This is a genomic window from Quyinboa ferrireducens, from assembly GCF_042436675.1.
Lineage (GTDB): Bacteria > Bacteroidota > Bacteroidia > Bacteroidales > UBA5342 > JBHJHP01.
In genome coordinates this window covers 557,205-571,690 of record NZ_JBHMVA010000001.1, presented here as the reverse complement: position 1 = coordinate 571,690, position 14,486 = coordinate 557,205, and the positions used below count along the sequence as shown (strand labels likewise).

General features: G+C 40.7%; 10 protein-coding genes. 8 read left to right on the top strand and 2 right to left on the bottom strand.

The genetic code is table 11. The annotated features are described in order from the left end of the window. Nucleotides 1–297 precede the first annotated feature (297 nt). Genes ACE01N_RS02105 through ACE01N_RS02070 form a run of 8 tightly spaced genes read left to right on the top strand, consistent with a single transcriptional unit; the run spans nt 298 to nt 10,890 of the window. A complete protein-coding gene (locus ACE01N_RS02105; protein ID WP_380584335.1) occupies nt 298–2,052 on the top strand; it encodes a hydroxysqualene dehydroxylase in 1,755 nt (584 codons plus the stop codon). Between the two features lie 25 nt (nt 2,053–2,077). Beyond that, nucleotides 2,078–2,761, top strand: a complete 684-nt coding sequence (locus tag ACE01N_RS02100; protein WP_380584333.1) for a transmembrane-type terpene cyclase — start codon at nt 2,078–2,080, stop codon at nt 2,759–2,761. A 15-nt stretch (nt 2,762–2,776) separates the two neighbouring features. Further along, nucleotides 2,777–4,240, top strand: a complete 1,464-nt coding sequence (locus ACE01N_RS02095) for a sensor histidine kinase (RefSeq protein WP_380584331.1) — start codon at nt 2,777–2,779, stop codon at nt 4,238–4,240. A 4-nt stretch (nt 4,241–4,244) separates the two neighbouring features. Next, on the top strand, nt 4,245–7,934 hold the full coding sequence (locus ACE01N_RS02090; protein WP_380584329.1) for a two-component regulator propeller domain-containing protein: 3,690 nt from the start codon (nt 4,245–4,247) through the stop codon (nt 7,932–7,934). Beyond that, on the top strand, nt 7,931–8,305 hold the full coding sequence (locus ACE01N_RS02085; protein ID WP_375719937.1) for a response regulator: 375 nt from the start codon (nt 7,931–7,933) through the stop codon (nt 8,303–8,305). The genes ACE01N_RS02090 and ACE01N_RS02085 overlap by 4 nt, the downstream gene beginning before the upstream one ends. 1 nt (nt 8,306) lies before the next feature. Beyond that, nucleotides 8,307–9,347 (top strand): adenylate/guanylate cyclase domain-containing protein, encoded by a 1,041-nt coding sequence (locus ACE01N_RS02080; protein WP_380584327.1) that lies wholly within the window; start codon nt 8,307–8,309, stop codon nt 9,345–9,347. Continuing rightward, entirely contained in the window at nt 9,347–10,312 is a 966-nt protein-coding gene (locus ACE01N_RS02075) for a YitT family protein (protein WP_380584325.1), read from the top strand. The genes ACE01N_RS02080 and ACE01N_RS02075 overlap by 1 nt, the downstream gene beginning before the upstream one ends. Continuing rightward, nucleotides 10,309–10,890 (top strand): HD domain-containing protein, encoded by a 582-nt coding sequence (locus ACE01N_RS02070; RefSeq protein WP_380584323.1) that lies wholly within the window; start codon nt 10,309–10,311, stop codon nt 10,888–10,890. Before ACE01N_RS02075 ends, ACE01N_RS02070 begins: the two co-directional genes overlap by 4 nt. 4 nt (nt 10,891–10,894) lie before the next feature. Here ACE01N_RS02070 and ACE01N_RS02065 read toward each other — a convergent pair whose 3' ends face one another. Both ACE01N_RS02065 and ACE01N_RS02060 read right to left on the bottom strand, forming a co-directional pair. Further along, the gene (locus ACE01N_RS02065; RefSeq protein WP_380584321.1) at nt 10,895–12,661 is read right to left on the bottom strand and encodes an ABC transporter ATP-binding protein; all 1,767 of its coding nucleotides are present in this window, start codon (nt 12,659–12,661) and stop codon (nt 10,895–10,897) included. Beyond that, nucleotides 12,645–14,393 carry an ABC transporter ATP-binding protein gene (locus tag ACE01N_RS02060; protein WP_380584318.1) on the bottom strand — a complete coding sequence of 583 codons (1,749 nt, stop codon included), beginning with the start codon at nt 14,391–14,393 and terminating at the stop codon, nt 12,645–12,647. The genes ACE01N_RS02065 and ACE01N_RS02060 overlap by 17 nt, the downstream gene beginning before the upstream one ends. Nucleotides 14,394–14,486: the final 93 nt, after the last annotated feature.

Below are 14,486 nucleotides of genomic sequence, written 5' to 3'. Positions count from 1 at the left end.
GCTTACCCCTTAAAGTAAAATTCTCCGGCTCAAATACGACCACTCTATTCTCTTTATGCATCGTATCATTCAATGTTTTTTGATGATTATGATCCTTGGGTTCAGTGCACTTATATTATTTAATCACTTTATTTTTCTGATTAATCAGGACCGGAAAAGGTCAGCTTAACCAGGTTGCATTGCAATTCAGCCGCTTCTGGATTTGCAGTTTAGTAAAGCTGCATTTATTACGATTTGGATACTTACATAAAGATGATTTAAAACCCATTCAATTTACTGTTAACTAATTAACGTTTTATGTCCGAAAAAGTCATTGTTTTAGGTGGTGGTGTAGCCGGTATGAGCGCCGCACATGAGCTGATAGAAAGAGGGTTCGAAGTAGAAGTCTATGAAAAACATCGCATATATCCGGGAGGAAAGGCCAGAAGTATAAATGTCCCCGGAACCAATAAACCCAATCCTGAGCTTTATCTGCCCGGAGAACACGGATTCAGGTTTTTTCCTGGTTTCTACAAGCATGTAACCGATACCATGAAACGGATTCCGTTTAAAAACAACAGCACCGGTGTTTTTGACAACCTGGTTGAAGTAAACCGGGTTGGCCTGTTAAGATCGGGGAAGGCTCCCATAATGGCAACGGTAAACTTCCCGAGATCCTTATCCGACCTGAAAGCGCTTATTCACAGCATGCATGCCAATACCGGACTAACATCTGAAGAGAAAACGTTTTTTGCACATAAAGTCTGGCAACTTATGACATCCTGTTATGACAGACGATTAAATGAATACGAAAAACTGGGATGGTGGGATTTTCTGGAAGCAGACAGGTTTTCAAAAACATACCAGGCCTTACTGGTTCAGGGTTTAACGCGTACCCTGGTTGCCGCCAATGCCAAAAAAGCCAGTACCAAAACGGGCGGCGATATTTTTCTGCAGCTCCTTTTTAATATGTCAAATCCGGGTATAAATACCGACCGCGTTTTAAACGGTCCAACGAACGATGTATGGATCAACCCATGGCTGGATTACCTTAAATCGAAAGGTGTGACCTATAATTTCAACTGGTCTGCTGTTGCACTGGATATGAAAGATGGAAAGATCAGTGGCGCATGGGTGGAAACCTATAAAAAAGGTGTCCCTCAGAAAAAGCTGGTGACGGGCGACTACTATATTTTAGCCACACCGGTTGAAGTTGCCTCCGGGCTTTTGTCGCCTGAGATACTTAAGGCTGATCCAACACTTGAGGGTGTTCAGAAGCTGGCACCGAGTGTCGCCTGGATGAACGGAATGCAGTTTTATCTATCGGAAGAGATTGACATTGTACATGGGCACTGTATTTACTCCGACTCGCCGTGGGCAATTACATCCATTTCACAATTACAGTTCTGGAATGATTTTGACATGACAGACCGGTATGACGGAAAGGTGAAAACGATTTTGTCCATTGACATCTCGGATTGGGAAGCAGACGGAATTTTAGAGTTCGATATCACAGATCCCAAAACCGGAAAGACAAAAAAAGGAAAAAAACCGGCCAGGGATTGTACCTATACAGAAATTATGGAAGATGTGTGGGCTCAATTGAAGCAAAGTCTGAATGTAGATGGGAAAGAGGTGCTGAGGGACGATCAGATTCTGCATTGGTATATTGACCATGATATCACAGTTGAACATCACAAGGATGACACCAACAAAGAGCCGTTGCTGGTAAATACCATCAATTCGTGGGATTTAAGACCCGAGGCCTACACCCGCATTCCGAACTTTTTCCTGGCATCAGATTATGTGCGAACATTTACAGATCTGGCAACGATGGAAGGAGCCAATGAAGCTGCTCGCCGGGCTGTTAATGCCATTCTGGAAACTACAGATTCAAAATCTGAGCTGTGTAAAGTGTGGAACCTCCATGAACCGGATATTTTATCTCATCTCCGGAACAGGGATCAAAAAAGATACAACCAGGGATTGCCATACCAGTTTCATTTACCATTCTGGGCAAAGCTTTTGGAAAAGATCATTATGTTTTTCAAAAATCTGTTCAGCAAAAATTAGCTATTGAGAATTAAAATTAAAAATCATGGCACAGCCAATTATAAATCTTGAAGATTACACCGTTTTGCAACACATCCTTTTTGCACTGGGATGTTTGCTTTGGGTTTTTACATACATCGTGGTTCTGAAAGTCATCAAAAAAAGTGCATTCATTGAGATCCCTCTGATTGCTGTTACGGCAAATTTTGCGTGGGAGTTTCTCTGGAGCTTTGTTTTCATGACAAATATGGGCCTTCTGTATGTCTGGGGTTACCGCATCTGGTTCTTTCTGGATTGTTTTATTGTATTTAACCTGTTCAGGTATGGTTTTAAACAAATTGAGCTTCCGTCCTTACGCAAAAGAGCAGTCCTGATTATTGCATCAGGAATCGCATCCTGGTTCCTTATCCTGTTTTTCTACATTAAAAACTACGATCATCCCATCAGTCACAATGGAGCTTATTCAGGTTATATACTTAATGTAATGATGAGCGCTATGTATGTTCCATTGTTACTTCGCCTGTCTCGCACTCAACCGTTCAATGTATGGGCGGCGTGGCTTAAAGGGGTTGGAACTTTGCTTATTTCAGCCTTTTGCTTTTTAAGGTACACCGATGGATTTTTGTTAAGCATGTGTGCCGTTACGACTATCCTGGACGCAACATACATTTATTTAATCATGAAACGCGGAAACCTTAATACGGCAACTGTAAATGAAGCAGTGATCTGATAAACAATGGTTAATATGAACTACAAAACCAGACTTGCACACACATTTGCCTATTCCAATCTGGATGAGGAAGAAATACAACGACGAAGTATATTGATATTACTTGTCGGGTTAACGTCTTTCTTTGGCCTGATATATTCGTTTATCTATGTATTTCTGGGCGTAAGCAAAGCCATGACGGCTATTATGTTCTACATTGGTTTTTCCATTGTAAATCTGCTAGTATATTATCTGACGAAAAAATATAACCTCTTCAGAAGTGCACAACTGATCGGCATCCTGTTATTTCCAACCCTGACCCATATTCTAAATGGTGGATTTGACCAAAGCAGTGTGGTGGTTCTGGCAGCTATGCTAAGCCCGCTTGGCGCCCTGATGTTTCACACCCCAAAAACCGCACGGTTATTCTTTTTCTTCTTTATTGCTGTGGTTTTTATTTCCACCGTGGTCGATATTTTTTATCCCTTACAACGAATAGAAATACCTAATCAGATTCGTATGGTATTCTATTTTTTCAATATCGCCATTATCACCTCCATCAGCTTTTTCCTCCTGCTGAAATTTGTATCAGACAACGAACGGTTTAAATCTATACTGAAAATAAAAAACAGAGAATTAACCAACGAAAAGATTAAAGTTGAAAAAGCGCTCAATGATCTGCAACTGACCCAAAAACAATTAATACATAATGAAAAGATGGCCTCGTTGGGTGAGCTGACCGCAGGCATTGCACATGAAATTCAGAATCCGCTCAACTTTGTCAATAATTTTTCTGAAGTGAGCCATGAATTAATTGATGAACTGAAGGAAGAGATGGAAAAGGGAAACCAGAAAGCAATAAATGAAATACTGCAAGATATCACCGGAAACCTTGAAAAAATAACGCATCATGGAAAGCGAGCCGAGGGCATAGTAAAAAGTATGCTGCAACATAGCCGTGGTAGCACAGGCCAGAAAAAACTGACTGACCTGAATACCCTGGCGGATGAATGCCTGCGCTTATCCTATCATGGATTACGGGCGAAGGACAAATCGTTTAATGCTGATTTCAAGCTGCATGCAGATGAGGCGCTTCCAGAACTTAATATCATTCCACAGGATATAGGTCGTGTATTGCTGAACCTGATAAATAATGCATTTTATGCTTGCACTGAGCGTAGTAGAAATGCAGTTAACGAAGCTTCAGCAAAGTCTGATGACGGATTTAGACCAAGTGTTATTGTGAGTACAAAAAAGCTGGGAAACAAGTTGGAAATTCGTGTGAAAGATAACGGGACTGGTATTCCTGATAATGTGAAAGATAAAATCTTTCAGCCATTTTTTACTACCAAACCAACAGGTCAGGGAACCGGATTGGGCCTGAGCCTGAGCTACGACATTATTACAAAAGGACACAATGGTTCTATTACATGTAACAGTAAACAGGATGAGGGAACAGAATTTATTGTTTCTCTGCCTTTGGATAACATTAAAAATTAAACAAATGAAAAAGAGCAGGACATATTTTTATATTGGAAGCATAGTGTTGATGTTGATCCCAACCGCTTGTTTAAAAAACAAATCTGTTCCCTTTCCTGAAAATGCGTCAGGTTTTACAGCTCCTGTTTCCACACCTTTTAACTACCCGGAACTAACGCCCATTGAATGGCAGGATGTCAGCAAGGATACTATACCTGTGGAAAAAATTTACCCTTTCGAATTGTATAAGCTGCCATCAAAAACATTTACTATAAACACCTTTAAACACGAAAAAGAACCGCTTAAAACGATACCACTCACATGGGATAAGCTACAACTTTATCCGTTTAATATGGATACAATAAAAAAGGATACGTTTAAAACCAAAACATTCCTGCTGCCAAAACCTGTGATTACAAAATCAAGCCTGCCAACCCAGTATCCCCGTTCAACATCAGGGATAATCCAGATGGGACTGGAAGAGGGCTTACCGGGTAACTACATCAGTGAAACTGTAATGGACAGCACCGGCAATATCTGGATTGCTACCGAAAGAGGACTGGCCTGCTATAAGGGGACCTTTTTTGAAACGTATCATTTTCTGCCTACACTGCCTAACGGCAATCCTGATTTCATTATAGACTTGAAAGCGGACCATGAAAATAATCTCTGGTTAATAACTTCGATCGGCAGTATGTATAAACTGAATCCATCTTTAGGCGTAGTTCAGCTTCTTAAACTGAATGTACCCTTTGCAAGACTTGATTTTGATGCCAACGGGATGCTATGGTTTACAGCCTTTGATGGTCAGGCTGGTGTTCTTGATATGAAAAGAAAAACTATTCAACGCTTTAGGTTTCCTGAATTGGGTAAAGAAAATAATTTTTACGTCGGTATCATAAAAGACCGGAATGACAACATCTGGATTGGAACCAGTGAAGACATCTTTATAATCAATAAAAATCATAGTGCTTATCGTATTTTAAACAAAAAGAACGGATTGGAAAATGCTACGGCATTTGATTTTTATGAGACAAAATCAGGCGATATCTGGATTAACTCATTTGCCAAAGGTGCATATTCCGTAACTGCAGACAGAAAGAATATCCGGATACTAAACAATCAGCAGGGCTTTTTTGATGCCAGTGCCCTGGATGTTGTGGAAGACCATACCGGGAAAATTTGGGTGATAGATAATGATACCATCTATGTCCATAATCCTGAAAAAAAACAACTAAAAAAAATACCCACGGGAGTCTTAATGTTTACCAGCAGAATACCCTGCAGCGCCTCAACAGACATGGATGGAAATTTATGGATTGGAACACCTCAGAACAAGATGCTGATTATTGACCCTGAAGGTGCCTTACCGGAACATCTGAATATGAACAACGGACTTGCCAGTAATGATGTCTGGGGCATTTTGGAGGATAATGACGGTCTGATGTGGCTTGGGACCTATAACGGCATAAATATTTATGATCCTGAAAGCAATACAATTAAACTCATTACAACAAACAATGGCATAGGAAATAACAGGAGATACCAGCTATATCTGTTGAAAGACGGAAGTATACTGGCAGGTGGAGGCAACGGGTTTGCAATATTTGATAAGAAAAACAAACACATGACAGAGTACAGTATGCCAGTTTTCATCTCTGCTGTATTCCAGCAACAGGACGGTTCAATATGGTTAGGATCAAATTTGGGTATCTATGTGTTCAATCCACAGGACAAATCAATTAAAAAAATGACCCGCTATAAAGATAAACTAATGGACCGGATATGGGGCTTTCTGGAAGACAAAAACGGGAAACTCTGGGTTGGCACAATATCAGGTATTTATGTGATAGATCCGGCCGAAGACCGTATCTCGAAATTTGAAAAAGAAGATGGGGCAATGCTTGAATATAATACAGCCATGCTGAGAACAGCATCAGATAAGCTGTGGATTGGCGGTTTGGGCCTTAAACTTATTGATACCGATAAAAAAACAATCACAAGTTTTACGGGTCACCAGGGGCTCTACCCTGAAACCATGTATGATCTGGCGGAATCAAACCGGAAAATTTACATCGGATCACAGGATGGATTGATCGTTGTGGAACCACCGGAATCATTTGACAGCACCGGGATATGGCATTTCTACAATTATGGTAAACGTGATGGATTCCCTTTCAACGACTACAATCAAATGGTTTCCACAACCACAAAAACCGGACAGATCTGGTGGGGTGTTTCTCCGCAAATGACTGTCATAAACCAGGAACCAACCATCAACAGAAACAAGCCAACTGTTTATATATCCGGAATCAGTATTATGGATCAGAAGCCTGATTTCTATGACCTCGTAAATAAAGAAAAAATATTCCGCCATATCGATACCTTATGGAATATTCAATCGAGTACTTTTTATTTAAAAACCAGTGAATTTTCTGACTCGGGTTATTATACTGAAAATAGCATAAAATGGGATAGCATTTCCCCTGATTTTCATTTGCCGGTTGGATTGAAACTTCCCTATAATCAGAATTCATTAAGTTTTTCTTTCACGAATCCGGAAATAAGAGGCAGGGATAAGATAATCTACCGGTATATTCTTGAGGGAGCAGACAAAGACTGGTCTAGGACAACTAATGAGCCTGTTTCGCGCAATTATTATAATCTTAAATTCGGCGATTATGTCTTCAAGGTAGCAACGCGGGGGTTTAACGGAGTATGGAGTAAGCCGGCAGTATATGAGTTTACAATCCTTCCGCCATGGTGGTTTACATGGCCGGCATATGGTCTTTATCTCCTCTTGTTCATTGGGCTTATCGTCATAATCGATAGAGTTCAGAGACGCCGCTTACTTAAGAAAGAAAGAGAAAGGTCGCGCGAAAAAGAGCTGGCTCAGGCAAAAGAAATTGAAAAAGCCTATAATGAACTCAAGGCAACGCAGGACCAGTTGGTACAGTCTGAAAAGATGGCCTCACTTGGAGAACTCACTGCTGGTATTGCACATGAGATACAGAATCCCCTGAACTTTGTCAATAATTTTTCAGAGGTAAACAAAGAACTCATTACTGAGATGAAGGAAGAGATTGACAATAAAAATTTTGATGAAGTTAAACTTTTGGCCAAAGACATTGAAGACAACGAAGGAAAAATTATTTCACATGGTAAACGGGCTGATGCCATCGTTAAAAACATGTTGCTGCACAGCCGTGGTAACAGCGGCCAAAAAGAATTAACTGATATAAACGCTTTGGCTGATGAATACCTTCGTCTCTCCTATCATGGATTGCGGGCCAAAGACAAATCATTTAACTCCGATTTCATGTTGGATGCTGATCCCGATATGCCTGAAGTAAAAATCGTTCCGCAGGATATTGGCAGGGTCCTGATTAATCTGATTAACAATGCATTCTTTGCGGTTACAGATAAAAAGAAAATGAGCCCGGAAGCTTATAAGCCGATGGTCACAGTAAGCACTAGATATAACGATAACAGGGCTGAAATCATCGTGAAGGATAATGGAAATGGTATTCCTGAAAGAGTCATTGAAAAAATTTTCCAGCCCTTTTTTACCACCAAACCTGCCGGTCAGGGTACCGGTCTTGGGCTAAGCATGAGTTATGATATCATAACAAAAGGGCATAAAGGAGAGATCAAAGTAAATTCAAAAGAAGGTGAAGGAACTGAGTTTATAATCATAATACCTGTATTAAAATGAGAAAGATACTAGTAGTAGACGATGAAAAGGATATTCAACCCTTGTTTCAGCAACGGTTCAGAAAGGAGATCAGGTCAGGTGAGATTGAATTTGTCTTTGCCTATTCAGGTGAAGAAGCACTTCAGCAAATAGAACATTACAGACATGAAGCCATATTAATTCTTTCGGATATCAATATGCCTGGCATGAGCGGACTGGAGTTGCTGGCAAAAATTAAGCAAAAAATGCATGAACCACCGCCAACAGTCATGATGATTACGGCGTACGGTGATGATGAAAACTACAGGAAAGCTATGGAACTGGGAGCAGATGACTTCCTGACCAAGCCGGTCGATTTTGGTTCATTGAAGGAAAAAATTAAAACATTGTAGTATGACAAAGATTTTAGTTGTAGACGACGAAACTGATTTGGAAATCCTGGTCAAGCAGAAGTTCAGGAAACAGATCAGAGACAAGGTATATGATTTTGTATTCGCAATAAATGGGGTGAAGGCACTGGAGCAGCTGAAAAATAATCCGGATGTCGACATTGTGCTGAGCGATATTAATATGCCGGAGATGGATGGGTTAACCCTGTTGAGCAAACTGGCAGAACAACATTCTGTGTTAAAGTCCGTCATCATATCTGCTTATGGTGATATGGACAATATTCGTACGGCCATGAACCGGGGAGCATTCGACTTTATCACCAAACCGGTCGATTTTAAGGACCTGGAGATAACCCTTGAGAAAACCATAAAACAGGTGACCCAGGTCAGAGAAACGTTACGGGCGATCAAAGAGAACAATATCCTGAAAATGTATGTAGATGAAACGGTGCTCAACTTCATGGATACCAAGGAATTTGAATCATCTATCATGACCAATGAGACCATTGAAGCAGCCGTGGCATTTATAGATATCTGCGGATTTACCTCGATCAGCGAAAATGAACAACCCGATACGGTAGTGGAATTGCTGAACAGTTATTTCGATATTATGGTAAAAGAAATCATCAGCCAGGGTGGATTTGTGGATAAATTCATTGGTGATGCCATCATGGCTGTCTTTCGCGGTGACTATCACATGGACCGGGCTATCGATGCTTGTCTGGCAGTAAGAAACAAAATAGCGGACCTACCGGAAATTTCCGAACATGTCACGTTTAAACCCAGCGTATCTATCGGCATCAACAGTGGTGAAATGGTCTCCGGAAACATTGGTTCATCCAGTCTTAAACGATTGGATTACACAGTTATCGGTGACACGGTAAATGTAGCACAGCGCTTGCAGGCATCAGCCGGGCCGGGACAGATTCTCATCAGCGAAAACTCATATGAAAAGATCAAGGAATTTTTTAACTGCAAACAAAATGGTGAACTCAGCCTGAAAAATAAAGCGAAAACGATGGTAACATACGAAGTGATAGAGTAATGCGTAAAAAAAATAAGACACAACTAAAAAGTAAGAAAAACCGTATCGACTGGAAATCCATATTCTCATTGCAGTCCATGCTAACAACCATTATCGGCGTATTTATTTCGGTGGTGGCATTAAAGGGCTTTATGATCCCCAATAAATTTCTGGATGGAGGTGTTACGGCAGTTTCCATATTATTTAACCTGGTATTTAAAATCAATTTCAGTATCTTACTGATTGTGATCAACCTGCCGTTTATTTACCTGGGATACAGAAAAATAGGTAAAACATTTGCTGTACAGTCCCTGATTGCCATTTTGCTGATGGCCACTTTGATGCTTGTACTGAATATACCTACGGTAACGCAGGACAAACTTTTGATTGCCGTATTTGGCGGATTCCTCATGGGCCTTGGCATTGGCCTGGTTATCCGTGGAGGTGGCGTTGTGGATGGGTTGGAGATCATTGCCCACTATACCAAACGAAAAGTTGGATTTACGACAAGCGAGATCATCATGTTGTTCAATTCCCTGGTCATATTGACCGCTGCCATTGAGTTCGGGATTGAACCGGCAATGTATTCCATTCTGGTGTACTATACCGCCATGAAGACATCAGATTATGTAGTAGACGGATTCGAGGAATTTACAGCGCTCACGATAATTTCGAAAGAATACGAGGAGGTAAAGAACCAGATTGTCAACGAATTCGGGAAAGCCATAACTGTATACAAAGGTGAACGGGGCTATTTACCCGGATCATACCATGTTAAGCACGATGTGGATATTGTTGTAACGGTTGTTACACGCCTTGAAATTCACCGCATCAAACAAGCCATCATGCAGATCGATCCCAATGCCTTCTTCTATGTAGAAAGCATAAAAGAGGTAAAAGGCGGATTCCTGGGAAAGAAAAAGATCAGACCCTTAGGAACAGTTAAAACAAGACGAACCAAAGCTGAAAAAGAAAATAACCCATGAAGAATATCGCAGGACTGAAACACTACATTACCCGGATGCTGGAAAATGAACTTTCTGATCTGTTAACCTATCACAGGGTTCACCATACCCTGAGTGTGCTGGATGTCTGTCAGCAATATATCGAACGCATGCATGTTCCGCCACCTGACGCATACCTGTTGCGAACTGCCGCTCTGATGCACGACACAGGTTACCTGGTAAGCAGCAAAAATCACGAAGAGGAAAGTGTACGAATTGCCCGGAATATCCTGCCGGAATGGAATTACAGTGATCCGGAGATTGCACGCATAAATGGCATGATCAGGGCAACCAGAATACCACAGAAACCATTAAATATACTGGAATGTATCTTATGCGATTCGGATCTGGACTACCTTGGAACCGATCGGTTTTATCCGGTGAGCCAAACGCTTTTTCGCGAACTGATGAATCTGAATGTTATCGGCTCAGAAAAGGAATGGGATGAAATGCAGATTACATTCCTGCAAAACCACAGCTACCATACGCCTTATGCAAAAAAACACAGGGAACCTGTTAAACAACAACATCTGGCAGAGCTGATCAAATTACACACCTAATCATTTAACTCGCCATATTACCGTGCATCAGCATATCAATGGCATCGTTAAGTGACCCTGCCCTTACTATTTCGCCGGTATTCACAAAGTAGATTACATCTGCATTGGCAATGGTATTCAGACGGTGGGCAATAATGACCTTAGTTGTGGTTTCAGGCAGCTTCTGAATAATTTCGTCCAGTAACTGCTCGGTAACCGTGTCGATGTTGGCCGTTGCCTCATCAAGAATCAGTAACTCGGGTTGACGAAGAATGGCTCGCATAAAAGCTATCAGCTGTTTTTGTCCCAGACTGATGCCATTATCCGACACATTTACATTGGTTTCCAGACCATCATCAAACCTTTTTAAAAGTTTTTCCAGACCGCTTTTTCTGAATATCTCAGCAAGCTCGCCGTTTTGCAGGTCTTTATATGCTTCGTTTCCATACAAAATGTTATCCCTGATAGTACCACTGAACATAAAGGGATCCTGCAGAATAAACCCTATCTTTTTCATCCGTTCAGATGGAGAATATGAACGAATATCTTTCCCGTCCAGTAAAACTTTCCCTGCGGTAGGATCGTACAATCTTGCGATAAGCGATGCGGTTGTTGTTTTCCCTCCTCCGGTAGGACCTACGAATGCATATGTTTTACCCTTCTTCAGATTAAAATTGATCTGATTTAATACTTTGGTTCCGTTTGGATAAGAAAAGGATACATCTTTAAATGTCAGCAAGGTTTCTGTTTTTTCCTCTTCTTCCGATTCTATTACATGCATATTACTTTCCATGGACAGAATTTTCTGAATGCGTTCCCAGGCAGCCAGTGCCAATTGAAAACTGGCCCAAAGTGATGCCAGTTGCCTTAATGGATTGTAAAAACTATTGACGTATGCAATAAAACTGATGAGAAAACCAACAGTAAAACTCCCCTGTGAGATAAGATAGATACCATAAGTCAGTACAATCAACATTCCAACATTCGATAATATGGTGTAAACAGGCATGAACAGTGCATTTGCCACACCGGCTTTAACAGATGCTGAATAATTCTTCCGGTTGGCCTTTTTAAATCGTTCCCTGAAATAGTCCCGGCGGTCAAAGGCTACAATCACTTTAAAATTGTTCAGACTTTCCTGCACTTCAGAACTCAGGAACCCGGTTGTTTTCAGACTTTCAGAATTTCTCTTTTTGACCCAGGGAGATACAAATTTGGTGAAGATCCAGATGATGATAGCGGGAGATAAAGCGGCCATACCTAAACGGAAGTTAATAGACAGCAAAAATACTCCGGATCCAATCATAATGAGGACTGACATTAAGAACTGCATAAGCGACTGGGAAAAAAACTGATTAACCTTATCGGTATCATTATTTATTCTTGATATCAGGTCTCCTGCTTTATTCTGATTAAAAAAATCGTACGGCAGTTCCTGAAGTTTGTTAAACACTGCATTGCGGAGCGTAAATAACATACGCTGTCCTACCGATCCCATTAGCTTGGTTCTTAAATAACCGGAAAACAACGCAATAACATACATTACCAACAATATTCCACTGAAAATCAATACGCCATGAAATTGTTTGGTCTGCACATAATGATCGATCGTGTATCCGATTAACATCGGTCCGGTCAAACTTAATGCTGCCGTAATAAACATAGCAATAAAGGCAATCAGCAAGGTTCTTTTTTCCTCTACCATGTGCCCCACCAGACTCTTTAGAGAAGCAAAGCGGAACTTTTTCTTCTTATTTTTCTCTTCTGCGAGTGTATTAAGATTGTAGTTCATAGTGGCTTGTGCTTCTTTGTGATTCGTAGATCTGAATATATTCGGGACACGTTCTTAAAAGTTCATCATGCTTCCCTGCTGCAACGATTTCTCCCTCCATCAACAATATGATCTGATCGAAATCCTTTACCGGATCAATCTTTTGTGTGACGGAAATAAGGGTAATATCGGGATAGTTTTGCTGTACATTAGTCAGAATTTTCTGCTCCGTTTGCTGATCCACACGTGCCGTAAAATCATCCAGCAATAGAATTTCAGGATCCAGCGCCAGTGCCCTTGCTAACATGATGCGTTGTTTCTGACCTCCGGAAAGGCTGGTTCCCCGCTCTGAGACAATGGTGTCAAGCTTATTCGGTAATGTATTGATAAACTCTTTAAGTTCTGCCGTTTCAATGGCTTTATCCAGTGATTCATCCGTTACCTGATCGCTAAAGGCAATATTTTCGCGTACACTCATCTGGAACATCACACTGTCCTGAAAAACAAATCCCAGTTGATTGTGAAAACCCTTCTTTTTGTAATCGTGAATGCTGTTTCCATCAAATTCCACCACACCGCTATCGGCATTAATTAATCCGGTAAGCAGATACAACAACTGACTTTTCCCTGCCGCAGTAGGTCCAATAATTGCGGTTCGTGTTCCCGGGTCAACCGAGAACGACACATTTTTAAGTGCCGGTTTATCGTCGTAATACACCGATACATTGCGCAGATCAATTTTCCCACTTAGTTTAGTTTCTATGAATCCTGTTTCCTCTTTATCAGGAACCTTTAAAACCTTATCGATACGCTCATACGATGCTGAAGCCTGTGCTATCAGGTTACTCATAAAACCAATTACGATAATGGGAAATATGAGAATGGTAATATAGCTGTTGAATGCAGCGAATTCCCCAAGAGTCAGCTTCCCGTTGATTACAAAATGACCACCAAGGGCTAAGATGGTAAGTGTAGCAAGATTAGACACAAAGGTTATTATCGGGATTAAGGTTGCAAATAAGGTGACAATTGAAATTCCAATATCCTTTGCTTCTGTATTAGCTTCGAGAAATTTTTTGTATTCCAGCTGCTGCGAATTCAGTACGCGAATTATGGCAGAACCCAGTATACTTTCGTTGATTACCTTGTTCAGCCAGTCGATGACTTCACGGCTTCGTCTGAAATACACTCTCACCTTTTTCAGAATAATAAAAAACGTTACTCCGATGATGGGAATCGCTAAAATAACCGGAATAGCCAGCTCCCAGTTAATCGTCAGCAATAAAATGCAGATTCCAACAATCATAAATGCAGAGGAAATGATATTGGTTACTCCCTGTGCAACAAACATTTTTACCGAATCCATATCTGATGTGAGATTGGTGAGCAGTTTGGAAGGATTGGAATCCTGTATGAACACAAAACTTTGTTGTGAAATTTTGTCTGACAATTTATTCCTGAGATTCATTGCCACACGCTCTGAGGTATAAGCCTGCGTTACAGATTGCAAAACAGTGAACAAAAAAATGGCAATTGCAGCCAGTATAAAATAAAAAATAACAGTCTTTATCTCATACGAGCCCCCTGAAAATGAATCAATCCCGTAAGATATAATCTTGGGAATGATGAGGTTGGCGCCATTACTGATAAGTGTAAACAGTATTAGCAATACAATAAGCAACTTATATGGTTTAAGTAAGCTAAACAAATTTGGTTTGTCCTTCTTAGACTTTTTATCACTTTTGCTTTTCATGGTTGCCTATTGAACTTTCCTGCTGAATTATTTACAAACAGCCTCGTGAAATAACTGAAAATACCATTAACTGAGCAGGATTATTTGAGGAAT

Excerpts from the sequence above, each read along its gene's own strand:
- ACE01N_RS02090 (WP_380584329.1), top strand. The coding sequence starts at position 4,245 with ATGAAAAAGAGCAGGACATATTTTTATATTGGAAGCATAGTGTTGATG.
- ACE01N_RS02065 (WP_380584321.1), bottom strand. The coding sequence starts at position 12,661 with ATGAACTACAATCTTAATACACTCGCAGAAGAGAAAAATAAGAAGAAA.
- ACE01N_RS02105 (WP_380584335.1), top strand. The coding sequence starts at position 298 with ATGTCCGAAAAAGTCATTGTTTTAGGTGGTGGTGTAGCCGGTATGAGC.
- ACE01N_RS02060 (WP_380584318.1), bottom strand. The coding sequence starts at position 14,393 with ATGAAAAGCAAAAGTGATAAAAAGTCTAAGAAGGACAAACCAAATTTG.
- ACE01N_RS02095 (WP_380584331.1), top strand. The coding sequence starts at position 2,777 with ATGAACTACAAAACCAGACTTGCACACACATTTGCCTATTCCAATCTG.
- ACE01N_RS02070 (WP_380584323.1), top strand. The coding sequence starts at position 10,309 with ATGAAGAATATCGCAGGACTGAAACACTACATTACCCGGATGCTGGAA.
- ACE01N_RS02080 (WP_380584327.1), top strand. The coding sequence starts at position 8,307 with ATGACAAAGATTTTAGTTGTAGACGACGAAACTGATTTGGAAATCCTG.
- ACE01N_RS02085 (WP_375719937.1), top strand. The coding sequence starts at position 7,931 with ATGAGAAAGATACTAGTAGTAGACGATGAAAAGGATATTCAACCCTTG.
- ACE01N_RS02075 (WP_380584325.1), top strand. The coding sequence starts at position 9,347 with ATGCGTAAAAAAAATAAGACACAACTAAAAAGTAAGAAAAACCGTATC.
- ACE01N_RS02100 (WP_380584333.1), top strand. The coding sequence starts at position 2,078 with ATGGCACAGCCAATTATAAATCTTGAAGATTACACCGTTTTGCAACAC.